This window comes from Dietzia sp. IN118 (genome assembly GCF_032905965.1).
In the GTDB taxonomy this organism is placed as follows: domain Bacteria; phylum Actinomycetota; class Actinomycetes; order Mycobacteriales; family Mycobacteriaceae; genus Dietzia; species Dietzia kunjamensis.
The window spans coordinates 377,659-400,749 of sequence record NZ_JAUMSR010000001.1; the positions used below are offsets into that span (position 1 = coordinate 377,659).

General features: G+C 71.5%; 19 protein-coding genes and 1 riboswitch. Of the genes, 12 read left to right on the forward strand and 7 right to left on the reverse strand.

Annotation, left to right across the window (positions count from 1 at the left end):
* The first annotated feature begins 65 nt into the window (after positions 1-65).
* The 3 genes from pta to Q2K20_RS01840 all read left to right on the forward strand — a co-directional run bounded on the left by pta (position 66) and on the right by Q2K20_RS01840 (position 5,292).
* Complete coding sequence (gene pta / locus Q2K20_RS01830) at positions 66-2,393, forward strand: phosphate acetyltransferase (RefSeq protein ID WP_410494163.1); 2,328 nt, start codon at positions 66-68, stop codon at positions 2,391-2,393.
* Positions 2,390-3,601, forward strand: a complete 1,212-nt coding sequence (locus tag Q2K20_RS01835) for an acetate kinase (RefSeq protein WP_317176577.1) — start codon at positions 2,390-2,392, stop codon at positions 3,599-3,601. The genes pta and Q2K20_RS01835 overlap by 4 nt, the downstream gene beginning before the upstream one ends.
* A 179-nt stretch (positions 3,602-3,780) precedes the next feature.
* Positions 3,781-5,292: a hypothetical protein gene (locus Q2K20_RS01840; protein WP_317176578.1), complete on the forward strand. Its 1,512-nt coding sequence runs from the start codon at positions 3,781-3,783 to the stop codon at positions 5,290-5,292.
* Between the two features lie 51 nt (positions 5,293-5,343).
* Here the strand turns inward: Q2K20_RS01840 and Q2K20_RS01845 are convergent, their stop codons facing one another.
* The 3 genes from Q2K20_RS01845 to Q2K20_RS01855 all read right to left on the reverse strand — a co-directional run bounded on the left by Q2K20_RS01845 (position 5,344) and on the right by Q2K20_RS01855 (position 10,237).
* Entirely contained in the window at positions 5,344-7,884 is a 2,541-nt protein-coding gene (locus Q2K20_RS01845; RefSeq protein WP_283467916.1) for a serine/threonine protein kinase, read from the reverse strand.
* Positions 7,881-8,909, reverse strand: coding sequence for a glutamate ABC transporter substrate-binding protein (locus Q2K20_RS01850; protein ID WP_096907468.1), 1,029 nt, complete (start codon positions 8,907-8,909; stop codon positions 7,881-7,883). Before Q2K20_RS01850 ends, Q2K20_RS01845 begins: the two co-directional genes overlap by 4 nt.
* Before the next feature lie 77 nt (positions 8,910-8,986).
* Positions 8,987-10,237, reverse strand: a complete 1,251-nt coding sequence (locus Q2K20_RS01855; RefSeq protein ID WP_254050595.1) for a hypothetical protein — start codon at positions 10,235-10,237, stop codon at positions 8,987-8,989.
* On the opposite strand from Q2K20_RS01855, the gene Q2K20_RS01860 reads away from it, so the two are divergent.
* The gene (locus Q2K20_RS01860) at positions 10,197-11,903 is read left to right on the forward strand and encodes an NUDIX domain-containing protein (RefSeq protein ID WP_317176579.1); all 1,707 of its coding nucleotides are present in this window, start codon (positions 10,197-10,199) and stop codon (positions 11,901-11,903) included. The genes Q2K20_RS01855 and Q2K20_RS01860 overlap by 41 nt on opposite strands.
* Before the next feature lie 192 nt (positions 11,904-12,095).
* Positions 12,096-14,009: an alkaline phosphatase D family protein gene (locus tag Q2K20_RS01865; RefSeq protein WP_317176580.1), complete on the forward strand. Its 1,914-nt coding sequence runs from the start codon at positions 12,096-12,098 to the stop codon at positions 14,007-14,009.
* Positions 14,010-14,027: 18 nt separating this feature from the next.
* On the opposite strand, the gene thiE is transcribed toward Q2K20_RS01865, so the two are convergent.
* Positions 14,028-14,789: a thiamine phosphate synthase gene (gene thiE, locus Q2K20_RS01870; RefSeq protein WP_317176581.1), complete on the reverse strand. Its 762-nt coding sequence runs from the start codon at positions 14,787-14,789 to the stop codon at positions 14,028-14,030.
* 40 nt (positions 14,790-14,829) lie between these two features.
* Here thiE and thiO point away from each other — a divergent pair, with 40 nt between their 5' ends.
* The 3 genes from thiO to Q2K20_RS01885 all read left to right on the forward strand — a co-directional run bounded on the left by thiO (position 14,830) and on the right by Q2K20_RS01885 (position 17,200).
* Positions 14,830-16,044 (forward strand): glycine oxidase ThiO, encoded by a 1,215-nt coding sequence (gene thiO, locus Q2K20_RS01875; RefSeq protein ID WP_317176582.1) that lies wholly within the window; start codon positions 14,830-14,832, stop codon positions 16,042-16,044.
* Between the two features lie 105 nt (positions 16,045-16,149).
* Positions 16,150-16,350, forward strand: a complete 201-nt coding sequence (gene thiS / locus Q2K20_RS01880; RefSeq protein ID WP_017836465.1) for a sulfur carrier protein ThiS — start codon at positions 16,150-16,152, stop codon at positions 16,348-16,350.
* Positions 16,351-16,420: 70 nt separating this feature from the next.
* Positions 16,421-17,200, forward strand: a complete 780-nt coding sequence (locus Q2K20_RS01885; protein ID WP_269504317.1) for a thiazole synthase — start codon at positions 16,421-16,423, stop codon at positions 17,198-17,200.
* A gap of 56 nt (positions 17,201-17,256) precedes the next feature.
* Here the strand turns inward: Q2K20_RS01885 and Q2K20_RS01890 are convergent, their stop codons facing one another.
* Positions 17,257-17,910, reverse strand: a complete 654-nt coding sequence (locus Q2K20_RS01890; protein WP_269504289.1) for a DUF1707 domain-containing protein — start codon at positions 17,908-17,910, stop codon at positions 17,257-17,259.
* Between the two features lie 87 nt (positions 17,911-17,997).
* Here Q2K20_RS01890 and Q2K20_RS01895 point away from each other — a divergent pair, with 87 nt between their 5' ends.
* Together Q2K20_RS01895 and Q2K20_RS01900 are read left to right on the forward strand one after the other, a co-directional pair.
* Positions 17,998-18,912 carry an ABC transporter ATP-binding protein gene (locus Q2K20_RS01895; protein WP_269504286.1) on the forward strand — a complete coding sequence of 305 codons (915 nt, stop codon included), beginning with the start codon at positions 17,998-18,000 and terminating at the stop codon, positions 18,910-18,912.
* Complete coding sequence (locus Q2K20_RS01900; RefSeq protein WP_269504284.1) at positions 18,909-19,673, forward strand: ABC transporter permease; 765 nt, start codon at positions 18,909-18,911, stop codon at positions 19,671-19,673. The genes Q2K20_RS01895 and Q2K20_RS01900 overlap by 4 nt, the downstream gene beginning before the upstream one ends.
* Before the next feature lie 90 nt (positions 19,674-19,763).
* On the opposite strand, the gene thiC is transcribed toward Q2K20_RS01900, so the two are convergent.
* Positions 19,764-21,470 carry a phosphomethylpyrimidine synthase ThiC gene (gene thiC, locus Q2K20_RS01905; protein ID WP_317176583.1) on the reverse strand — a complete coding sequence of 569 codons (1,707 nt, stop codon included), beginning with the start codon at positions 21,468-21,470 and terminating at the stop codon, positions 19,764-19,766.
* Positions 21,468-21,582: riboswitch (TPP riboswitch) on the reverse strand. (Overlaps the previous gene by 3 nt.)
* A gap of 75 nt (positions 21,583-21,657) precedes the next feature.
* Between thiC and Q2K20_RS01910 the strand changes: the two genes are divergently transcribed.
* Both Q2K20_RS01910 and Q2K20_RS01915 read left to right on the forward strand, forming a co-directional pair.
* Positions 21,658-21,954: a GNAT family N-acetyltransferase gene (locus tag Q2K20_RS01910; protein ID WP_067719316.1), complete on the forward strand. Its 297-nt coding sequence runs from the start codon at positions 21,658-21,660 to the stop codon at positions 21,952-21,954.
* Positions 21,955-22,078: 124 nt separating this feature from the next.
* Positions 22,079-22,618, forward strand: coding sequence for a CD225/dispanin family protein (locus Q2K20_RS01915; RefSeq protein WP_317176584.1), 540 nt, complete (start codon positions 22,079-22,081; stop codon positions 22,616-22,618).
* Positions 22,619-22,637: 19 nt separating this feature from the next.
* Here the strand turns inward: Q2K20_RS01915 and Q2K20_RS01920 are convergent, their stop codons facing one another.
* Positions 22,638-23,054: a CoA-binding protein gene (locus tag Q2K20_RS01920; RefSeq protein ID WP_317176585.1), complete on the reverse strand. Its 417-nt coding sequence runs from the start codon at positions 23,052-23,054 to the stop codon at positions 22,638-22,640.
* Positions 23,055-23,091: the final 37 nt, after the last annotated feature.

The window sequence follows — 23,091 nt, forward strand, 5'->3', positions numbered from 1 at the left end:
TGGGGGATCGGCCCGTCGGGTGTGTACCAGGTGTGCTGCGCCGCCGGCGCTGTCACAATGCCCCCGTGCCCGAATCCCTTCCTCCCGAGTCCGTAGCGTCCGATACCCTCGCGTCCGACACTCCAGCGTCCGAGACTCTCGCGTCCGAACCCCGCGCCTCGGGGCCAGGCGATCCCACCGGGGCCGAGTTGTCCGACTCCGACGTCGCCGCACTCTCGATCCCGTCCCAGTCGGGCGGTGAGCCGCTCTCCTCGTCCGCGGTCTACGTCGTGGCCCCCGAGGGCGACACGGGCAAGTCGACCGTCGCGCTGGGGCTGCTGCGCATCCTGGCCGGGACCGTCCAGCGGGTCGGGGTGTTCCGCCCCGTCACGGTCGCGCCCCGCCCCGCCGGTCCCGGCGTCGAGGACGAGGAACCGGTACGCGACCGCATCGTGGAGATGCTGCTGCAGCAGACCACCGTGGACCTCGACTACGAGGACTGCATCGGCGTGACCAACATGCGCGTGCACTCCGACCGCGACGCCGCCCTGAGCGAGATCGTGCACCGATATGAGGCGGTGGCCCGGCAGTGCGATGTCGTCGTGATCGTCGGCACCGACTACACCGGGGTGCCCAGCCCCACCGAGTTCGACTTCAACGCCACGATCGCCGTGAACCTCGGCGCCCCCGTCTTGCTGGTGCTCCGCGGATCCGACCGCACCCCGGCCGAGATCGCCACCAACGCCCGACTCACCCTCGAGGAGCTGCGTGTCGAGCACGCCCACCCCGTGGGAGTCGTCGTGAACCGGTGCGATCCCGACGCGCTGGACGAGATCCGGGCCGAGCTCGGTTCGCTGGACGTGCCGGCCTGGACTCTGCCCTCCCAGTCGCTGCTCACCGCGCCCACGATGGGTGAGCTCATGGAGGCGGTCGACGGCGAGCTCTACTCTGGCGACCCGGCCCTGCTCGACCGCGAGGCGATGGCCGTGATGGTCGGCGGCATGACCGGTGACCGGATCCTGGAGCGACTGGTCGACGGGATGGTCGTCATCGTCCCCGCCGACCGCACCGACGCGGTCCTGGCCATCCTCGCCGCACACGCCGCCGAAGGCTTCCCCTCGCTGGCAGGGATGATCTGGAACGGTGGGGTCAGGCCGAACGCGGCGTTGGACAGGCTCGTCCGCGGGATGCGCTCCACCCTCCCGATCATCTGCACGGGTCACGGCACCTACGACACCGCCCGTCTGGCCGCCGAGACCCGCGGGCGCGTGTTCTCGGGCTCGGGGCGCAAGGTGGAGACCGCGCTCAGCCTGATGGAGAAGCACGTCGACACCGAGGAACTACTCGCACCGCTGCGGGTCGATGCGCCCGACGTGACGACGCCGCAGATGTTCGAGCATCAACTCCTCGAGCGTGCCCGCGCAGACAAGCGCCACATCGTGCTCCCCGAGGGCGACGACGACCGCATCCTGCACGCCGCCGGCCGGCTCCTGCGGCGCGACGTGGCCGACCTGACGATCCTCGGTGACCCCGAGGCGATCCGTCGGCGTGCCGACGAGTTGGGTATCGACCTGAGCGGCGCGACACTGCTGGACCCGCGGACGAGCGAGCACGCCGATCGGTTCGCCGACGAATATGTCGAGCTGCGCAAGCACAAGGGCATGACCCTGGACGTGGCCCGTGACCGCATCCTCGACATCTCCTATTTCGCCACGATGATGGTGTACACCGGGCTCGCCGACGGCATGGTCTCGGGCGCCGCCCACACCACCGCCCACACCATCCGCCCCGCCCTGGAGATCATCCGGACCCGACCCGGCGTGCAGACGGTCTCCAGCGTGTTCCTCATGTGCCTGGCCGACCACGTTCTGGCGTTCGGGGACTGCGCGGTGGTGCCCGACCCCACCGCCCAGCAGCTCGCCGACATCGCGGTGTCGTCCGCCGAGACCGCCTCGCGGTTCGGGATCGACCCGCGTGTGGCACTGCTCTCCTACTCCACCGGGGACTCCGGCAGTGGGGCCGACGTCGACAAGGTGCGCGAGGCGACCGCACTTGTGCGGTCGCGGATCGCCGAGGCGACCGAGGGTGATCCGGCTGCCGGCCTCGTCGTGGACGGGCCCCTGCAGTTCGACGCCGCCGTCGACCCCACCGTCGCGACCAAGAAGATGCCCGACTCCCCGGTCGCCGGCCGGGCCACCGTCCTGGTGTTCCCCGACCTCAACACGGGCAACAACACCTACAAGGCCGTACAGCGGACCGCGGGCGCGGTCGCGATCGGCCCGGTCCTCCAGGGGCTGCGCAAGCCGATCAACGACCTGTCCCGCGGTGCGCTCGTGGAGGATATCGTCAACACGGTCGCCATCACCGCAGTCCAGGCGCAGGGCGTCGGAGACCTCCAGGGAAGCGACTCATGACCCGCGTGCTCGTCATCAACTCCGGCTCCTCCTCCCTGAAGCTGCAGATCCTCGACACCGCCGTCGAGGGTGAGTTGGCCTGGGCTCTGGTCGAGCGGATCGGTGAGCCCGTGGGCACGCTGACCGTGCGTCGCAGCGACCTGGCCGGTGCCGGTGCGGAAGAACGCACCGCGGAGGCGGAGTTCCCGGACCACACCGCCGCGCTCGGTCACGTACTGGAGTTGGCGGAGGAGCTGCACGTCCATCCCACCGGCCTGGGGGTCGAGGCGATCGGCCACCGTGTGGTCCACGGCGGGCCGGCCTTCCACGAGCCGGTCGAGGTGACGCCGGAGGTGGAGGCCGACATCGAGAAGCTCGAGGTGCTCGCCCCTCTGCACAACCCGGCCAACCTGCGTGGCATCCGGGTGGCCCGCGACCTGCTGCCGGGGCTGCCGCACGTGGCCGTGTTCGACACCGGGTTCTTCCACACCTTGCCCGCCGCCGCCCACACCTATGCCATCGATCGCGAGACGGCACGCGAGTGGGACCTGCGCAGGTACGGCTTCCACGGCACGAGCCACGAGTTCGTCTCCCGCCGTACCGCCGACGTCCTGGGCCGCCCGTACGGCGAGCTCAACCAGATCGTCCTGCACCTGGGCAACGGGGCGTCGGCGTCCGCTATCGAAGGTGGCCGCGCCATGGATACGTCCATGGGTCTGACGCCCCTCGAGGGACTGGTCATGGGTACACGACCCGGAGACCTCGACCCCGGCCTGATCATCCACCTCATCCGTGACCGGGGCATGTCGCCCGAGGACGTCTCCACTCTGCTCAACCGCCGGTCGGGACTGGAGGGGTTGTCGGGGGTGCGCGACTTCCGCGAACTCCTGACGCGGGTCGACGACGGTGACGAGGACGCCATGCTGGCCTACGACGTGGTGATCCATCGCCTGCGTCGCTACATCGGCGGCTACTGGGCGGTCCTCGGCGACGTGGATGCGATCACGTTCACGGCAGGGGTAGGGGAGAACGTCGCGCGCCTGCGGGCCGACGCGCTGTCGACCATGCGCGGCTGGGGTGTGGAGATCGACGCCGAGGCCAACGAGAACGGCACCGGCGAGCGGGTCATCTCCACCCCTGACAGTCGCGTAACGGTGCTCGTGGTGCCCACCGACGAGGAACTGGCGATCGCGAGGGCGTGCGACGACGTGCTGGGCCTGGGACGATAACGTCGTCCACATTTGCTAAGAACAGCTTTAGTTATAGAGTGCGGGGTGATCCCCGCATCCGAGTCCGGGCTGAACGAAGTCGGACGATGCCCCACGCCTCACCTTCCTCCCCGGACACCCGGCCCGAGCGCGGGCCGCGCCCCGGCCCGACGCAGGGTCCGCCCAGGAAGCGTGGGATCGTGCCGCTCATCCTGGCTGCGGTCGCCACCCTGGTCCTGGGCGGGGCGTCCGTGGCGCAGGCGGTGACGGTGCCGGCCCTCGATGCCCACGCCGATCTGGAGTTCTCGCTGGATGGTTCCACCTGGACGGACGCCCCGGATCTCGCTCTCGGTTCGTGGGGTTGCGACCCGGCCGGTGGGGCCGGGGTCCCCGATCCGCCCGCAGTCCCCGCTCCGCCCGCAAGCCCCGTTCCGCCCGGGGCGAGCGCCAGCATCCCCGACGTGGACCCGTGCGCGATGCTCCCCGGCGAATCCGTTGACCGCACCTATCACGTCCGTAATGCGGCCGACTCCGGCCGCACCGGCCGGTATGCGGTGGGGGTCGGTGACTTCGTGGTGTCGGAGGGCGCCGAGTTCGAGGTGCGCTCGAGCATCACCGGCGCGACGGCCGCCGACTCGGGGACCGTGATGCTGTACGGCGCGGGAACCGGGCAGGCCGGGGGCTCTCCGGCCCGCGGTGCCACGGTGGCCGCCCTGGAACTGGAGCCGGGGGAGTCGGCGCGCGTGGTGGACGAGGTCTCCGTTCCGCTCGACGTCCGCAACAGTGCGCAGCGGCAGAGTGTCAGCCCGAGGATGTGGGTGTCATTCTCCGATGTCGACGGCCTCGACCGCGACGGCGACGGACTGCCCGACACCACCGAGGACCTGATCGGCACCGATCCGTCCGACCCGCTCAACCGGCTGCCCGATGTGACCGCGGGGCACGAGTACGGGCCCGAACGGTTCCTCCCGACCCCGCCCGAGGGCACCGTGCTCGACGTGGTCACCGACACGCTGCCGCCCGGCATGCGACTCGAGGACGGGGCCCTGACCGGTACTCCCACCCGCGCCGGTACCTATGACATCTCGTTCTCGGTCACCATGCCCGGAGGGGCCACCTACACCTCTGTCCGGCGCGTGGTGGTCCACCCCGCCTCCGGCGGCGGTTCGACGGACCTGCCGGACATCGTGTGGCCGGTCATCGTCGGGGGCGTCATCGGCGTGGTGGTCGGTGTCGTCGGCCCCGCCCTGGGCTCCCTGGCCGGTTCGCTCGGTGGGTCGTCCGACTCGTCCGGTTCATCCGGTTCAGGTGGCCCCGGTGGTCCCGGTGGCCCCGGTAGCTCCGCCGGTTCGGACTCGCTGGCGGGCACCACCGCCCCCACCGCCTCTGCCCCCACCGCCCCCGCGACCGCGGCCACCACGCCTGACGCGGACCCCGCCACCGACGAGGGTGGCGCCACCGGCCGGGTCGCCGAGAGTGCGGTGACCCCGCGCGAGGGGGCGCCGTCGGACGCGTGGATCCGCGCCAATTCGGAGGTCCGCGGGTCGTTGGCCACCACCGGCGTCAGCGGGGCCGAGCTCGTGCTGTGGGCGCTCACCGCGGCGGCGGCCGGCGCGACACTCATCCTGTTCGCCAGGCGACGCCGCCGCCACGATGACCCGGCCCTCGCCACCGACCCCGCTCTCGACCCCGCTCTCGACCGCGAGGGCTGAGCCGCCCGTCCCGAGGGGAGAACCCCTGAAGTCGGTGGAACCCCCGCGGACTCAGAACAGGGTGCGTGGACGGATGCTGTTGGCCTGGTCCACCAGACGGAACCGCTGCTGACGGGTCTCCGTGGAGCGCGCGAGGGTCCGCAGTACGGTCTCCGCGCCGGAGCGCAGCCCGAACTCGGTGAACGGCACGCCGCGCATGAGAGGTGACGGGGACGGCTCGTTGTCCGGCAGCTGAATCCAGGCGAGTGCGGTGGTGAGAACCGTGAGCCGGATCTGGAACGCCCTGTGCTCGCCGGCGGACAGGTTGGTCACCCGGCGGGCGGCCTCGCGGAGGTGGGACTCCTCGGTCTCATCGAGCGGGCGGCCCTGGCACAGCAGGAGGATCGCGGTGAGGTTGGCCAGCGCTGAGTACCGGGAGTTGGGTGGGACGCGGTCGAGCTCCTCGATGGCGGACTTGACCTCGCCACGCCGCTGGAGTTGGCGCGCCAGCCCGAACGCGGAACTGATCACCGACCGGTCGACCGACCACACCGTGCGGTAGAAGTGTTCGCTCGAGCGTGCCCAGCGGGCCCGGTCGCTCTCGGGGCACACGTCGAGGATCAGTTCGGCCGTCGCGGCCAGGGCCAGCTTGGGGCCGTTCTCGCCGGGCATGGCCGAGAGCACCCTCTGGAACTTGGGATACGCCCCGACGGGGTCGCCCTTGAGCAGGTCGGTCACGCCGTCGTACCAGACCAGCCGCCATTCGGCGGGCATCCGGTGCGCGTTCTCCTCCAGCAGCGCCTCGGCCGCGGCGAGATCGTCGCTCTCGAGGTAGGCGCGGGTGAGTGACATGATCACGCCGACGCTCTCGCGGGCCTCGGACTCGGTGTCGGAGTACAGCTCGAGGAGGGTGTCGATCCGCTGCTCGACCGAGGTGTACGAGGTCGCGGCGAGAATGCGGCTGGCGGGGTCGGAGGCCTCCATGAGCGGCACCGGCAGGGCGTCGACCAGTTCGGACCCGGTGAGCGTCGTGTCGCGGGCGCGGCCGTCGACGAGGAAGTCGGTCGGCTCGACGGTGAAGAGCGTGCCGAAGGTCGATCGCTGGGGTGAGAACACCGAGGAGAACGCCGGGTGCGGGACCCCGGTGCGCAGCGCGAGTACCTCCCGCAGGACGCCCATGAGCTGGTTGGCCATCCCGTTGGCACTGCGGAACCGCGAGTCGGGTTCCTCGTGGGTCGAGCGCAGGAGGAACCGGTACAGCGAGTCGTACCGGCTGAACACCGGCTCCTCCATCGGGGAGGGGATGCCGTCGGCGTAGCGGCCGTCGACCACGGGGAGCCGCACGATGAGCGAGGCGAGGGTGCGACCGACGGTGTACAGGTCGGAGGCGATGGTGGGCCCGGTCCGGGGGATCTCCGGGGCCTGGAAACCGGGGGTGCCGTAGATGTGCCCGTAGTCCCCGACGCCGGACACCGCGCCCATGTCGATCAGTTTGACGTGGTCCTCGGTGAGCATGATGTTCTCGGGTTTGAGGTCGTTGTAGACCAGTCCCACCGAGTGCAGGTAGGAGAGCGCCTGCAGGACCTCGAGCACGTAGGCGATGGCCTTCTCCACCGGCAGCACCCGCCCGGGTGCCGCTCGTCGGACGTCGCGCAGGCTGGGGCCGCCGACGTACTCCATGACGATGTACCCGCCATGGGTGGGCGACGTGGCCCAGTCGTCGTGGATGAAGTTGTAGATACGCACGATCGACGGGTGGGACAGTTCGGCCAGGATCTCCCGCTCGGCGACGGCGACCTCCTGGGCCTCGGCCTGGTCGGCGTGGAGCAGGCCTTTGAGGACGACCCAGCGGTCGGACACGTTGTGGTCGACCGCCAGGTAGATCCAGCCCATCCCGCCGTGGGCGAGCGCACCGCGGACCTCGTACTGGTCGGCGACGATGTCTCCGGGCCACAGTTCGGGCCGCGGCAGCCTGCCGTCGGAGGCCGCGCACTCGGCCTCGATGTCCTCCGGCTCCAACATTGCCGAGGTGGGGTCGACGGGGATGATGTACGGCAGGTCGACCAGACCCTCGGCGGCCTGGCTCGGGCGGTCCTCCGGCTTGTCGGGGTGCCGCATGCGGAACGGTGCCGAGGTCGACCGGTCGCCGGTAATCACCTCGCCGGTCCGGGCGGAGGACCGCGCGCCGGGGACGGACTCGGTGCGGGACTCGGGATCATGACTCCGCCCCGCGCCCGCCGCGCGCGCCGGGCCCGCCCGGCCCGGGCTGCTGCCGCCACCAGGGTCGGTGTCGGCGAGGAACCCGGTCATCGACGCCGCGCCGGTGGCCTCGACCGCCCCGGTCTCCGCCATGCTTCCCGAATGGACGTGCGGGCCCGTGGCCTCGAGCTGCCCGGTCGCCCCCATGGCCCCGGTGGCTTCCATGGCGCCCGTGGCCTCCATCGCGCCCGTCGCTTCCATGGCGCCCGTGGCCTCCAACGCGCCCGTCGCCTCGGTCAGTCCGGTCGCCGTGGCGGCCTCCGTCACCGCCACCGCCTCGGTCCGCATCGTGGCCTGCGTACCGACGCTGGGTTCGCCCTCCTCGAGCGGGTCGTCCCACTTCCGGTAACTCATCGCTGCTCCTCCGGCACGTACCTGGGCACCGGCATCCCGGGGTTGGGCCCCAGCCCGGACAACCACGTCGAATACATGCGGTTCCACGTGCCGTCCGCCCTGATCCGTTCGAGCGTGGAGTTGACCTGACGGACCAGCCCGTCGGTGTTGTCGCCCGGCGTGGACTTGGCGATGCCCACCCCGTACGGTTCCGCGTCGAGCTGCGGCCCCACGATCTCCAGGTACGGGTCCTGCGCGGTGATGCCCACGAGGATCGCGTCGTCGGTGGTGATCGCGTCCACCTGGTTCTGCTGGATGGCGACCAGGCAGTCCGCCCACGTGTTCACCGACAGCACCGTGATCCGATCCAACTCCTCCCACAACCGCGACGCCGACGTCGTCCCGGCGGCCACGCACACGCGCTTGCCCTCGAGGTGTTCGATCTCCGTGATCCCCGACCCGCGCACCGCCAGCACCCGCTGGTAGGCCTGGTAGTACGGCACCGAGAACGTCACCCGCTCGCGCCGTGCGCACGTGATGGACATCGACCGGATCACCACGTCCACCTGGTCGTTCTCCAGCGCCTCGAGCCGGTTCGACGACGTCAGCGACCGGAACTCCACCTGCCGCGGATCGCCGAAGATGTCCGCGGCGATCTCGCGCGCCAGGTCCACGTCGAAGCCGGTGAGTTGGCCGCTGGCCGGGTCGCGGAAGGAGAACAGGTTGGAGCCCTGGTCCAGTCCCACGATCAGTCGACCCCGCTCGAGGATCCGCGGCACCCGCTCCGCGGGGGTGGCGTCGTTCGGCCGCAGACTGGGCAGAGGATCGCAGCTCTCGTCGTTCTCGTCGGGCAGGCTGGCGGGGACGTCCGTGCTGATCACCGCGCCGGCGGGAAGCGGCATCACCGCGTCGATCTCCGGGATCCCCGCCCCGGCGATCCCGGCCGACTCCGCGGTCGCGTCCCGTTCCGGCCCGCCGGCGCCGGGGCCGCCCTCGTCGTCGTCGACCCCACACGCCGCCCCGAACGCCAGGGCCGCCACCAACATGCCCCCGAGCGCGACCCGCCTCGCCCGGCGCCGCGCGCCGTGTCCCCGCGCGCCCGACCCGGTCCGCACCCCCGCCGTCACAGGTACTCCCTGATCCTCGGCGCGATCCCCACGACCACCGCGAACGCGGCCAGGGTGGACAGCGCGATGATGAGGTCCGGCCCGTTGGAGGAGGTGCGGCGGGCGTTGTCGATGCGCGTGCGCAGGGTGTCGCGGGCCTCCTCGATGGCGTCCTGCATGGACTCGTCGAACTCCTCGAACGCGGCCCCCGAGTCGCCCTCGCTCTGGCCGGAGGAGATGGTGATCGCGCCTTGGTAGTCGCCCTGTTGGTACAGGGAGTCGGCGCGGTTCTGGGCGGCCATCCAGGCGTCGAGCGCCTCGATCGCGTCCGTCACCGCACCCTGCGAGTCGAGGTTGATGCGGCCGGAGGAGTCCGCGTCGTCCTCGTCGTCGAGGTAGACGGTCAGGGTGTCACGCACGTTGCCCAGGGTGGTCGCCCGCTCGGCCGCCGACCCTTCCGGATCGGTGCGCCGCACCAGGTTGAGCGTCTCCTGCGCGCGCACCTTCTGGGCGTTGATGCGCTGGCGGGTGAGCTCATTCATCGGTGCCGCGCCCTCGGACAGGCCCTTGGCGTTGTCATTGGCCGCGAGGAACCCGGCGATCATCGTGAGCAGGAACGTCGCCACCATGAGCAGCGAGCCCAGGGCGAGCGCCGGGTTGAACCGCCGCCCGGTGAGCCGCCACAGCCACTGTTGCAACAGCAACAGCACCGCGATCGCCAGCCCCAGCAGGAAGAACGACCCCCATGGCGGCGACGACCACTCCCTGTCCGACTGTCCCACCGACGTGGACTGCCGGTCGTACAGGTCCGCGGCGGCGGGCAGGATCGTGTCCTGCATCAGCGTCGACGCCGACGCCAGATACGCCGAGCCGACCGGATTGGCCACGCGGTTGTTGGTGCGCGCCGTCTCCACCAGGCCGGTGTAGGTGGCCAGCTGGGCGTTGATGAGGGCGAGCTGTTCGATGGACTCGGTGTCGGTGCGGTCTAGGCCCTGGGAGGCGGCGATGATCGACGACGACGAGGTCGCGATCGCCTGGAGGTAGCGTTCGCGCAGTTCCGCAGGCTCGATACCGCCGGTGATGAACGCGGTGTTCGCCGCGGAGTCCGCGATCGTCAGGGAGCTGTACAACGTCTGCGACGCGTTGGCGACGGGCTCGACCTCGGCCAGCAGCGTCTCGTGATAACTCTGCCGCTGGGTGATCGTCGAGGACGCCACGATCCCGCCCGTGAGCACCGTGATGATCGCGAGCAACGCGAAGACCGACATGCGGCCCGGCGTGGTGAGCACGTCGTTCCAGAAGCGGGCGGCGCGGCGACGGACCGGCCTGCGGGGTTGGAGGGTGGATGACGACTCGCCACCCGAGCCGGGCGTTGGTGTGAGCGTGGAGGCGGAGCCGGGCCGGGAGCCGGAGGCCGACGTGGAGGCGGAGCCGGACCGGGAGCCGGAGGCGGCACCTGATGCGGGTGCGGCGCCGGCCCGGGGAGCGGCGTCGGCCGAGGATGCCGGGGTGGACTGTGCGGAGCCTGACTGGGACGCGGAGCCTGACTGGGACGCGGAGCCTGACTGGGACGCGGAGCCTGACTGGGACGCGGAGCCTGACTGGGACGCGGACGCAGGCGTGGCCCCGGCGGCGGACGCCGCGGGCGTGGATGCCGACGTCGACCCGGCCGGGGCGCCGCCCACCGGTGCGTCGCCGGGTGCGGGCGTGTCGGCGGCCGCACCGCGGGCGTGGCGCAGCGAGAAGGTTCGGGCGCGCATCTGCTCGCTCACCTCCCCGGTCTCCGCCCGCCGAGCCGACGATCCGACGGGAGTGTCTCCCAGGTTAGTGAAGTGGCGGCGCGGAGTCGGGCAGACTGGTCGACGAGGACTCAAGGTTCCGCCCGATCCGGGGGTGGACGGGTCCAGGGGAGGTGGACGACCGGTGGCGGCGAGCGAAGGTGACGGCAACGGCTGGGTGGTGTCCGACGAGGGCGATCGCCGGTGGGGTCGGTTCGGTGCCGCCGGGCTGCTCCTGCGGGCCGCCGACCCGTCCGATCCCGACACCCCGCTCGTGTTGCTGCAGCACCGCGCCGTGTGGACGGCCTCGGGCGACACGTGGGCGCTGCCGGGCGGAGCGCGGGACTCGTACGAGGACGCGCCCGTGGCGGCGCTGCGCGAGACGGAGGAGGAGGCCGAGATCCGGCCCGCCGACGTGGTGGTCCGCGCGCAGGTCGTGACCTCCCGCATGCCCGGGACCGTGTGGCACCGGCCCGGACTCGACCTGCGGCACGCGGCCGAGCTGCTGAGCCGGCTGCGGCCCGACCAGCGCCACGACGAGCTGCCCGAGAACCCGTCGGGCTCCGCCCGCCCCCGCACCGTCCCGCCGCTGGTCCAGGAGTCGCCCGACGCGGTGGAGTGGACGTACACCACCGTCATCGCGGACGCCCCGCGCGCGCTGGAGACCGTGCCCAACAACGAGAGTCTCGAACTCCGCTGGGTGCCCGAGACGCTGGTGGCCGAGCTGCCGCTCATGCCCGCGTTCGCCCACGCCTGGGCGAACGGGCTGCGCACCGACCCCGTCGAGCTGGTCGTGGACGTGGCCAACGTGCTCGGCTCCCGCCCCGACGGCTGGTGGAAGGACCGGGCCGGCTCCACCTCGCGACTGCTCGACGACCTGGGTTCCGGGATGCCCCGCACCCTCGAACTGCCGGGGGGGTTCGGCTGGGTCGCCCGCGCGCACGCCGTCATCGAGGGCGTCGCCAAGGCCGCCGAGCACGAGGGCCCGCTCGTCGTCCACCGCGCGTCCGGGTCCGGCGACGACGCGATCGTCGATCTGGCCACCGAGCTGGATGGCGGGCCCCGCCGGGTGGTGGTGGTGACGGCCGACCGGGGACTGCGGGACAGGCTGCCGGGCGACGTCGTCGTCGTCGGACCCCGCGCCCTCCTCGGGTAGCACGCGCGCACGCCGGCCCGGTCCCACCCCGGTCCCGCCCCGGCCCCGCCCCGGTCCGACCCCGGTCCCACCCCGGCCCCGCCCCGGTCCGACCCCGGCCCCGCCCCGGTCCCGGCCCGGTTCACCGGGTCCACCCGACCTGACGGGTTGGATCTGCGCGCCGCACCGCCCCGCGGGTGCACACTGGAACGCATGACCCTGCCCCCGGAGATCCTCGTCGGCCCGATGCTGCGCTACGTCGACAGCACCGACGCCACGGTGTGGGTGGAGGTGTCGGCGCCGTGCGAGGTGACCATCCGTGCCGGCGACGAGGTGGTCACCGAGCGCTCCTGGGGCGTGCACGGCCACCACTTCGCGGTACTGCACCTGTGCCGGCTGCCCGAGGGCGAGATGACGCCGTACGAGGTGTCGCTCGATGACCGGCTCGCCTGGCCCGTCGACCCGGGTCGGCCCAGCGTGATCCGCACGCCTCGCGCCGACGACACGGTGCGGCTGGCGTTCGGGTCGTGCCGGCGTGGGGAGAGCCAGACCCCGGTGGCGCTGCGCAGGATCGGGGCCGACGCACTGGTCGCCCTGGCGCACCGCATGGCGCACACCCCGCAGGAGGAGTGGCCGGACGCGATGCTCCTGCTCGGCGACCAGGTGTACGCCGACATCCCCAGCCGGGAGATCTCCGAGCGGCTGGCCGAGCGTCGGCGCGCGGGCGGTGGCCCGCAGTCGGTGCGGGACTCTGCCGGCGCCGGGGGAGACCGCGACGTCTCCGACGAGATCTGCGATTTCGAGGAGTACTCCTGGCTTTACCACGAGTCGTGGCGTGACGCGGATGTGCGCTGGTTGCTGTCGACGGTGCCGAGCTGCATGATCCTCGACGACCACGACCTGCGCGACGACTGGAACTCCTCCCACGCGTGGCGTCGCGAGATGACCGCCCAGCCGTGGTGGAGCGACCGGGTGATCGGCGCGTTCGGCAGCTACTTCGTCTACCAGCACCTGGGCAATCTCGCCCCCGACGAGCTGGAGCGAAACGAGATGTACCGGGCGTTGCGGTCCGCCGGTTCGGACGCGGAGAGGGAGTCGCTGCTGGACGACTTCGCGCTGTCCACCGATTCCGAGCGCCGCACCGAGCAGTGGAGCTTCAAGCGTGACTTCGGTCGGGTGCGGGTGGTGATGCTCGACGTGCGGGCGTCGCGGCATCTGGACCCGCAGGACCGGCGGGTCATGGACGCCAACGAATGGCAGTGGACGCGCGAGTCCTGCCTGGACGCCGACGTGGACCACCTGGTGATCGGCTCGTCCCTCCCGGCGTTCATGCTGCCTGCCCTGCACAACCTCGAGGGCTGGAACGAGGCGGTGTCCCGCGACCAGCCCGACAAGCCGGCCACCGCGCGGGTCGGCGAGTGGATCCGCCTCACCGTGGACCTCGAGCACTGGGCGGCGTTCCGCAACAGCTTCGACGACCTGGTCGGCCTGCTCACCGAGGTGGCCGCGGGCGATCACGGGCCCGCGCCCGCGTCGATCCTCCTGTTGGGCGGCGACGTGCACTGCTCGTACCTCGAGGAGGTCGACCTCACCGCGGAGCGGGTGGCGGACTCACCCACCCGCGTCCACCAGCTGGTGATGTCTCCGTTCCGCAATCCTCTACAGAAGTCGATCCGGGCGGTGAACCGTCTGTCGGTCCGCGAGCCCGTGCCCACCGTGACGCGACGGCTGGCCCGGGCTGTGGGGGTGCGGGAGCCCGAGGCGCGGTGGCGGGTCACCGACGGCCTCTGGTTCGACAACGGGGTGATGACCCTGGTCCTGCGCGGCCGCCGCGCCACGGTGCAGGTCGATCACGCCACCGTCGAGTGGCCCGCGCGCGGCCTGGGCAAGGCCCTCACCCTGGTGCCGGGGCTGACGCCGGAGTCATGGGGACGACGACGACGGCGAGAGGGCGATTCGCTGGGCCGCAAGCCCCGGCAGGTGTTGCGCAGGACGCTGAGCAAGGAGTTGACGGGGGAGGGCCTGTCTCCGCGGGGATCGGCCGACCGGACGGACGCGGACCGGGACGGGGCTCTCCGGGGCGGGGCTGGTCCGAGTGGGGCTGTCCGGACCGAGGCCGCGCGCTAGACCAACACCGTCGACCGGCTAGGTCAGGGCCGCGCGGAGTTCGCGGGCGGCGGCGGTGGGGTCGGCGGCGCCGGTGATGGCGCGGACCACCACCACCCGGGTCGCACCCGCTGCCAGCACCTCCGGCAGGTTCGTCGCGTCGATCCCGCCGATGGCGAACCACGGCGTCCCGGCCGACCCCGCAGCCGACCCTGACCCCGCAGCCGACCCCGACCCCGCGGTGGTCCCTGCCGCGTGGCGCACGAGGTCCGGGCCCGGCGCGACGCGGCCCGGCTTGGTCGGGGTGGGCCACACGGGGCCCGTGCAGAAGTAGTCGACCAGCGGGTTCGCCGCGGCCCTGTCGACCTCGTCCACCGCGTGGCAGGACAGGCCGAGCACCACGTCGTCTCCGACGATCCGGCGCGCCCACTCCACCGGCAGGTCGTCCTGCCCGACGTGCAGCACGTCCGCCCCGGACGCCACGGCGACGTCGGCGCGGTCGTTCACCGACAGCAGCGCCCCGTGGGAATCGCACACCTCGCGCATCACCGCCAGGGCCCGCAATTCGTGCCCGGCCTCGAGCGGCCCGAGGTCGCGTTCGCCGGCCGAGTTCTTGTCCCGCAGCTGCACGATGTCGACCCCGCCCGCCAGGGTCGCGGTGACGTCCCTGCGCAGCGCCGGGAAGTCGCCCGACCACCCCTGCTCGCGCGCCTGCTCGTCGAGGTGCCGACGCGCGTCGATGCAGAGGTAGAGACGGGCGTCGGCGAGGCGGGCACGGAGGCGGTCGGCGCGGGAGGTCATGGTCACAACCGTAGGCCAGGGCACCACTAGGCTGGCCGTCATGACCTCCCGTGCCGCCGCCGCCGACGGCCTCCGCCCCGGTGCCGGTGCCGCTGCCGTCGCCGCGGCCCGGGTGGCCGCGGATAACGGTATCGCGCGTATCGGGGCCCGGCGGCTGGCCGTGATCGGCGGCTCGGTGATCGGCCTGGCCTGCGCGTGGTCGGCCGCCAGGACCAAGCTGGCCACGGAAGTGGTGATCTACGAGCCCGACGAGTCCGGCCCCGACGGTGTGCCCGCCGCGGCCGCGGCGTGGGTGGCCGGTGGCATGCTCGCCCCGTTCAGCGAGGCCTGGCCGGGAGAGGAGGCCGTGTTCGCGCTCGGAGTGGACTCCCTGCGGCGGTGGCCGGACATGCTGGACGCCCTCGAGCCGTACGTCCCTGCCGGCCCACCGGTCCGCACCGCCACCCACACGCACATGCTGGCGGTGGACGAGGCCGACGCCCGTGACCTCGACATGGCCATGGAGTGGGCCGTCCGCCAGCCGGACTCCACCGACGCCGACCTGCGCCGAATCACCCGGCGTGAGCTGCGCGAGGCCGAGCCGTCCCTGGCCCGCGTCGCCCGCGCCGCCTATCGCATGGACTCCGAGGGGGCCGTCGACAACCGCGTCCTGCTGGCCGCCCTGACCCGCGCCTGCCGCGCCGAGGGTGTGAGGTGGGTGCGCAGCGCGGTGACCTCGCTCGACGACGTCGACGCGGACCGCATCGTCCTGGCCGCAGGTTCCGGGTCCGCCGAACTGGCGGGGCTGCCGGTGCGCCCGGTCAAGGGCGAGGTGCTCCGGCTACGCGCCCGGCCCGGCTGCGAGGACCCGCCCCGGGGAGTGGTGCGGGCGTTCGTCCGCGGGCGACCGCTGTACCTGGTCCCGCGCGACGGTGGTCTGGTCGTGGGCGCCACGCAGTACGAACACGGCGACGACCGGCAGGTCACCGTCGCCGGGGTGCGCGACCTGCTCGCCGACGCCGAGACGATCTTCCCCGGGATCGGGGAGTACGAGTTGGCCGAGGCGACCGCCGGGCTCCGGCCGATGTCGCCGGACAACCTGCCGTTCCTCGGCGCCGACCCGACGGACCCGCGCGTCATCCACGCCACCGGGCACGGACGCAACGGCATCGCGCTCACCCCGGTGACCGTCGCGGCGGTCTGGGCGGCACTGCACGCGGTGCGCGGTCCGGCGGCGGCGCGTGCGGCCGCTCCCGACCGCTTCACCCGCGGGTGAGCCCCGGGTGCGGTCGCCGTGGGCCACCGCACCGACGTCGCCGGGCACCCCGCGCAGGCGACTACGGTGGAGACGTACAGCCGCGACCCGGAAGTAGGAGGGCCCATGATCGTCACGGTGAACGGCGAGGACCGCACCCTGGCCGACGGCGCGACCGTCCGCGCACTCGTCACCGAGCTCGACCTGCCCGATGAGGGCGTCGCCATCGCCGTCGACGGCGTGGTGGTACCCAGCTCGGGCTGGGACGACGCCCCGCTCGGTGCGGGCGCGGAGATCGACGTCCTCACGGCGGTCCAGGGTGGCTGACCCGACCTCGGCCGCGACCCCGGTTCGGGGCGTCGCAGGGCCGTCCGCGTACCCGTCTGACGTCGCCGCGGTGCTGGACTCGCCCCTGGTGATCGCGGGCGAGGAGATCTCCTCGCGGCTCATCACGGGCACCGGCGGCGCCGGCAACCAGGAGGTCCTGCGCGAGGCACTGATCGCCTCGGGTACCGCCCTGACCACCGTGTCGATCCGCAAGGTCGACCTGCGGTTGGGCATGGACGGCGCAGGCGGACTCGGGCTGCTCGGGATGCTGAAAGAGCTCGGCATCCGCCCGTTGCCCAACACCGCCGGTTGCCGGTCCGCCAGCGAGGCCGTGAAGACCGCCCGGCTCGCGCGGGAGGCGCTGGGCACGAACTGGGTCAAGCTCGAGGTGATCGCCGACGAGCGCACGCTCCTGCCCGACGGGGTGGAGTTGGTGGAGGCCGCAGAGGACCTCGTCGACGACGGTTTCGTCGTCCTCCCCTACACCACCGACGACCCGGTCCTGGCCCGCCGACTGGAGGACGTGGGCTGCGCTGCGGTCATGCCCCTGGGCGCGCCGATCGGCACCGGGCTGGGCATCTGCAACCCGCACAACCTGGAGATGATCGTCGAGCGCGCCGGGGTCCCGGTGATCTGCGACGCGGGGATCGGCACCGCCTCCGACGCAGCACTGGCCATGGAGCTCGGCTGCGACGGTGTCCTGCTCGCCACTGCCGTCACCCGGGCGGAGAACCCGCCGCTCATGGCCGCGGCGATGCGCGAGGCGGTCCGGGCCGGGCACGCCGCCCGCCTCGCGGGGCGGATCCCCAAACGCTTCTGGGCGCAGGCGTCCAGCCCGCCGGTCGACTGAGGCCCTACCGGCCGCCCGACAGCATGCGCGCGACCTGTCCGCCACCCCGCCGACGGTCAGTCCTCGGTGCGCGGCACCCGCCGCACGCCGATCCCGCCCATGAGCGCCAGTCCCGTGACCCTGATGACCGGGGCTCCGGGCGGGGCCTGGCGGACCGGTCGCGGATCGGGCTTCCAGTTCCCGGACTCCTCGCCGAAGCCCCCCATCAGCCCCAGGCCCTCGATCTCCACATGGATGTCGTCGGGGACGTAGATGTCGATGCCGCCCATGATCGCGAACGCCCGGATCGTCGTCTCGTGGGACTGCAGGGAGGCGCCGCGCAGGTCGATCTCGACCCCGCCCATCAGGGCGAACGCGGTATGCACGGCGGGAAGGGTCCACGCCCCCGCCCGCTCGACGCCTCCCATGATCGCCAGCGACGAGGCGGGCCCGCTGGCCCCGGTGACGCGACGCGCCGGGGCCCCATGTGGCCGGGTCGCGGGCGTCGAGTCGTGCTCGTGGTGGACGACGGGCAGGTCGTGTATTAGCTCGATCAGTTCGGACCGGAAGCGTGCGGCGTACGCCCGCGACGTCCGGTCGTCGAATTCCGCGAGCGTGAGCCTCCCCTCCGAGAAGGATTCCTGGAGGAGCCTGGCGGTGGCGTCGCGCTCGGCGTCGGAGGCGCGGACCGACGGCAGATGGCGATCCGGCTCGGGCGTGGCGTCATCCATGGTCACGAGCCTAGTACTGCACTACCTGTACGCGGGCTGAGTAGGTGGACGCACGCTGCCCGCGCCCCGGCAGGCAGACTGGGGACCATGATCGAGGTACGGAATCTCACCAAGCGCTTCGGCGCCTCCACCGCCGTGGACGACCTCAGCTTCGAGGTCCGTCCCGGCGTCGTCACCGGATTCCTCGGCCCGAACGGCGCCGGGAAGTCCACGACGATGCGGATGATGGTCGGTCTCGACACCCCCACGTCCGGGCAGGCACTGATCGACGGCACCCCGTACCGCGAGTTGGATCGCCCCGCCCACAAGGTGGGCTGTCTGCTCGACGCGTCCTGGACCCACGCCAACCGTTCCGCCGGCGCGCACCTGAGGATGGTCGCCGCGGCGGGCGGGGTGGCCCCGGGCCGCGTCGACGAGGTGCTCGGCCTGGTCGGCCTCACCGACGTCGCCGGCCGCAAGGTCGGGGGCTACTCGCTCGGCATGCGCCAGCGACTCGGTCTGGCCACCGCCATGCTCGGCGACCCCGAGGTCCTGCTGTTCGACGAGCCCGTCAACGGACTCGACCCCGAGGGGATCCTGTGGATCCGCCGTTTCATGCACGCGCGCGCCGCAGAGGGCCGCACCGTGCTCGTCTCCTCGCACCTGCTGTCGGAGATGGCGCAGACCGCCCAGGACCTCGTCGTGATCGGCCGCGGCAAGCTGCGCGCGCAGACCTCCGTCGAGGAGTTCCTGGACGCCGCCACATCCTCGGTGGTGTTGCGCACCCCGCACGTCGACGAGTTCACCGCCGCCGCGCGCGATGAGGGCATCGAGGCCACGTTCGACGCGGAACAGGGTGTCTTCCTCATCCAGAACCTCCGCGCGCCGCAGGTCGGCGATGTCGCCGCCAGCCTGGGGATCACCGTCCACGAACTGCACGAGAAGCGGGCGTCGCTGGAGGAGGCCTTCATGGCCCTCACCGACCAGGACGTCGAGTACCACGGTCAGGAGTCCACCCGATGAACCAGTTGAAGTCCGAGTGGATCAAGGTCACCACCACCAAGAGTGCCTACTGGCTGTACGCGATCGGCATCGGCCTGGCAGTGGTGCTCGCGGTGGTCATCGGCCAGTTCGAGCAGCCCGCCACAGGGGACCCGATGGCCGGTGCGCCCGGCGGCGGCAGTGACCCGCTGTTCGCGATCCTCGGCGTCAGTGCGTTCACCGTCCTGCTGGCGTGGATCGCCGCGATCGTCGGTGTGACCGGCGAGTACCGCTATCACACCATCAAGGCCACGTTCCTGACGACGCCGTCGCGCTGGCCTGCCATCGTGGCCAAGACCGCCCTGTTCACGGTGCTCTCGATGGTGGTCACAGCCATCGCGGTGATCCTGGCGCTCCTCGTGGCCGGGGCGCTCTCCGGAAACGAGGGCTGGACCCCGTTCTCCGGAGACGGGCTGACCTACCTGTGGCGCTTCCCCGTCTACGCCGCACTGGGGACGATCGCGGTCACGGGCCTGGCGTACATCATGCGCAACGCCGCCGGCACGATCTCCCTGTTCCTCGTGTGGATACTGGCCCTCGAGGGCATGGTCTCGTTGATCCCGCGGGTCGGCGAGGACATCGCCGCCTGGATGCCGTTCGCCAACGGTGACTTCTGGACCCAGGGAGAGAGCGTCCGCGGGTACATCACGTGGGGCGAGTGGCCGGCGGTCGCCTGGTTCGCGGCCGTGTGCGTGGCCCTCTGGGTCGTCGGGGTGCTGATGACACTGCGCCGGGACGCCTGAGCTCGGTCGGCCGATCCGACCTACTGAGCACCGACGTCCCGGCCCGTCGGGCGCGGTGGGGACCGGCGCGGCCCTCGCCGCCGGTGAGAACTACGACTCGGTGATCGGCAGGTAGACGCGGCCACCGAGGTCGGCGAATTCGGCCGACTTCTCCGCCATCCCCGCCTCGATCGCCTCCACCGTTTCCATCCCGTGCTCCGCGGCGTAGTCGCGGATGTCCTGGGAGATGCGCATCGAGCAGAACTTCGGACCGCACATCGAGCAGAAGTGCGCGGTCTTCGCCGGCTCCGCGGGCAGCGTCGCGTCGTGGTACGCCAGGGCGGTGTCCGGGTCGAGGGCGAGGGCGAATTGGTCCCGCCACCGGAACTCGAACCGGGCGGTACTCAACGCGTCATCGCGGGCCTGCGCGCCCGGGTGACCCTTCGCCAGATCGGCCGAGTGCGCGGCGATCTTGTACGTGATCACGCCGGTCTTGACGTCGTCCCGGTCGGGCAGGCCTAGGTGCTCTTTGGGCGTGACGTAACACAGCATCGCCGTGCCCGCCTCGGCGATGCGGGCTGCACCGATCGCGGACGTGATGTGGTCGTAGCCCGGCGCGATGTCCGTGGCGAGGGGGCCCAGCGTGTAGAACGGGGCCTCCTCGCACCACTCCTCCTCGAGGCGCACGTTCTCCACGATCTTGTCCATCGGCACGTGACCAGGACCCTCGATCATCACCTGCACGCCGTGGCTCTTGGCGATCCCGGTGAGCTCCCCGAGCGTGCGCAGTTCGGCGAACTGCGCCTCGTCGTTGGCATCGGCGATCGACCCCGGCCGCAGACCGTCGCCGAGGGAGAACGTCACGTCGTAGCGGGCGAGTATCTCGCACAGTTCCTCGAAGTGGGTGTAGAGGAACGACTCGCGGTGGTGCGCCAGACACCACGCCGCCATGATCGATCCGCCACGCGACACGATCCCGGTGACCCGCTTGGCCGCCAGCGGGACATAACGCAGCAGCACGCCGGCATGGACGGTCATGTAGTCCACGCCCTGTTCGCACTGTTCGATGACGGTATCGCGGTACAACTCCCAGGTCAGAAGGGCCGGGTCGCCGCCCACTTTCTCCAGCGCCTGGTAGATGGGCACGGTGCCCACGGGGACGGGGGAGTTGCGCAGGATCCACTCCCGCGTCTCGTGGATGTCCCGGCCGGTGGACAGGTCCATGACGGTGTCCGCGCCCCACCGGGCCGCCCACACCATCTTTTCGACCTCTTCGGCGATCGTGCTGGTGACCGCCGAGTTGCCGATGTTGGCGTTGATCTTGGTGAGGAAGCGCTTGCCGATGATCATCGGCTCGCTCTCCGGATGACGATGGTTGGCCGGGATGACCGCCCGACCGGCGGCGACCTCCGAACGCACCACCTCGACATCGATTCCCTCGCGCACGGCGATGAACCGCATCTCCGGGGTGGTCAGCCCCGCCCGGGCCCAGGCCAACTGCGTCCGGACGGGAGTGGGGTTCTCCGGCGAGGCGGGGACGGCCCCGGGGTGGGGCCACTCGCGGCGGGTCGGCGGGAGTCCCGCGCCCAGGTCATGGCAGTCGGCCGCACTCGCGTAGGCGGTATACGGGCCGGAGGTGTCGTAGACGTCGAACGTCGTGCCATCGGTGAGCGCGATTCGGCGCACGGGCACGCGCTGGGCGTGACCCGATTCGCCGGGCACCTCGAGGTGGGCCTTGGTGCTGGAATGGATGGGGCCGCACGTCACGGCGTCGATCGGGGTGGAATCGGTGCCGTCGGTGAATAGAGCTGTGCCCATGGTGTTTCCTGATCTCCCTACGCCGGCATGATCCGGACAGGTTCTACGGTCGACGACCCGGCTGGTCGTCCTCTCAGCCCGCGCATCGAAGCGGACTCCCGTGTGGACGAGTATGTGATTGTGCCGGGGCGAGCGTAACCCGACGAGTAGCATCGCGGGTGGAACACGCCCTGCCGAAGGAGTTCTGATGTCCCCTGTAACGTCGCTCAAGCTGGTCCACAACACCGATAGAGACCGCTTCGAACTGTGGGACAGCGAGACCTTCATGGGTCTCGTCGGTTACGAGAAGGACGGCGACGTCTACATCCTGCTCCACACCGTGATCGAGGAGCGGTACGGACAGCAGGGGATCGCGCGATTGCTGGTCAGCCTGGTGCTCACCCGCATGCGGCTCGACGAGCTCAAGATCCGGCCGGTCTGCAGCTACGTGCGGCGGTTCCTTGTTCGCTTCCCGGAATATCAGCTCCTGGTCGCCCAGCCGTGACAGACGCGGGGCGGTGACCGTGGCCCGCGGTGACCATTGTCAGCCGGCCGACGAGCGGCTGAGAAGGGGCCGGGGGAGCGGGACGTAGTCTGACCCCAGACGACCAGCTACCCGGAGGACCCCCATGACCTACCCGCCCCAGGGGAACACTGCCGACGGCGACTCGACCGGTGGCGACGATGCGAGTCGGGGCTCCTACGGCCAGAACCCGTACGGGCAGGGCACCTACAGCCAGGGCACATACGGCCAGGGCACATACGGACAGAGTCCGTACAGCCAGGGCTCGTACGGACAGACCGATTACAGCGCGCAGACCCCGACCGGTTACGGCGCGCAGACCCCGACCGGTTACGGCGCGCAGACTCCGTCCTTCGCCGTGGCGGGCGGGTACGGGACCACCTCGGGAGCTCGCCCCGGCCCGCCGTCGAACGTCGGCTGGGCGGTCGCGTCGATCCTCTTCTTCTGGCCGCTGTCGTTCGTCGCGATGACCCGCGCCCTCGAGGTCTACCCGCTGTGGGCCGCCGGTCGCCACGCCGAAGCCGAGGCCGCCAGCGCGACCGCCAAGAAGCTCGGCATGATCTCGCTGGCGATCGTGGCAGTCCTCATCGTGCTGTACTTCATCTTCATCTTCGCAATGGTGGGACTGGCCTCGAGCGGCTTCTAGACCCGGCCGGGTCCGCGGTTCAGGCCAGGCCCAGACGAGGGGCTTCGATCGCAGGGCACGCGTCCATCACCACGTCCAGCCCTGCATCCTTCGCCCGCTGCGCCGCGGCCTCGTCGACCACCCCCAGCTGCAACCAGACCGCCTTGGCTCCCTTGGCTATCGCATCGTCCACCACGCCGCCCGCGAGCTGCGAGTTGACGAACACGTCGACCACATCGATCTCACCGGGAACGGACGCGAGATCCGGATAGCCCTGCTGACCGTGCACGGTCTCGGCCTTGGGATGGACCGGGACGATCTCATGTCCCAGGTCGCGGACGTAGGCGGCGATCCCGTACGCGGTGCGCGCGGAGTTGCTGGACAGGCCGGCGACGGCCCAGCGGCCCTTCTCGGTGAGCAGGCGCGTGATGACGGCGTGGTCATTGGAATGGCTCATACCCAGTGCAAGGCCCGCCGTCGCCCAGACATTCCCG

Excerpts from the sequence above, each read along its gene's own strand:
- thiC (WP_317176583.1), bottom strand. The coding sequence starts at position 21,470 with ATGGGCACAGCTCTATTCACCGACGGCACCGATTCCACCCCGATCGAC.
- Q2K20_RS01865 (WP_317176580.1), top strand. The coding sequence starts at position 12,096 with ATGACCCTGCCCCCGGAGATCCTCGTCGGCCCGATGCTGCGCTACGTC.
- Q2K20_RS01890 (WP_269504289.1), bottom strand. The coding sequence starts at position 17,910 with ATGGATGACGCCACGCCCGAGCCGGATCGCCATCTGCCGTCGGTCCGC.
- Q2K20_RS01915 (WP_317176584.1), top strand. The coding sequence starts at position 22,079 with ATGACCTACCCGCCCCAGGGGAACACTGCCGACGGCGACTCGACCGGT.
- Q2K20_RS01835 (WP_317176577.1), top strand. The coding sequence starts at position 2,390 with ATGACCCGCGTGCTCGTCATCAACTCCGGCTCCTCCTCCCTGAAGCTG.
- thiS (WP_017836465.1), top strand. The coding sequence starts at position 16,150 with ATGATCGTCACGGTGAACGGCGAGGACCGCACCCTGGCCGACGGCGCG.
- Q2K20_RS01845 (WP_283467916.1), bottom strand. The coding sequence starts at position 7,884 with ATGAGTTACCGGAAGTGGGACGACCCGCTCGAGGAGGGCGAACCCAGC.
- Q2K20_RS01895 (WP_269504286.1), top strand. The coding sequence starts at position 17,998 with ATGATCGAGGTACGGAATCTCACCAAGCGCTTCGGCGCCTCCACCGCC.
- Q2K20_RS01855 (WP_254050595.1), bottom strand. The coding sequence starts at position 10,237 with ATGTCGGTCTTCGCGTTGCTCGCGATCATCACGGTGCTCACGGGCGGG.
- Q2K20_RS01900 (WP_269504284.1), top strand. The coding sequence starts at position 18,909 with ATGAACCAGTTGAAGTCCGAGTGGATCAAGGTCACCACCACCAAGAGT.
- Q2K20_RS01910 (WP_067719316.1), top strand. The coding sequence starts at position 21,658 with ATGTCCCCTGTAACGTCGCTCAAGCTGGTCCACAACACCGATAGAGAC.
- Q2K20_RS01850 (WP_096907468.1), bottom strand. The coding sequence starts at position 8,909 with ATGTTGGTGGCGGCCCTGGCGTTCGGGGCGGCGTGTGGGGTCGACGAC.
- thiO (WP_317176582.1), top strand. The coding sequence starts at position 14,830 with ATGACCTCCCGTGCCGCCGCCGCCGACGGCCTCCGCCCCGGTGCCGGT.
- Q2K20_RS01920 (WP_317176585.1), bottom strand. The coding sequence starts at position 23,054 with ATGAGCCATTCCAATGACCACGCCGTCATCACGCGCCTGCTCACCGAG.
- thiE (WP_317176581.1), bottom strand. The coding sequence starts at position 14,789 with ATGACCTCCCGCGCCGACCGCCTCCGTGCCCGCCTCGCCGACGCCCGT.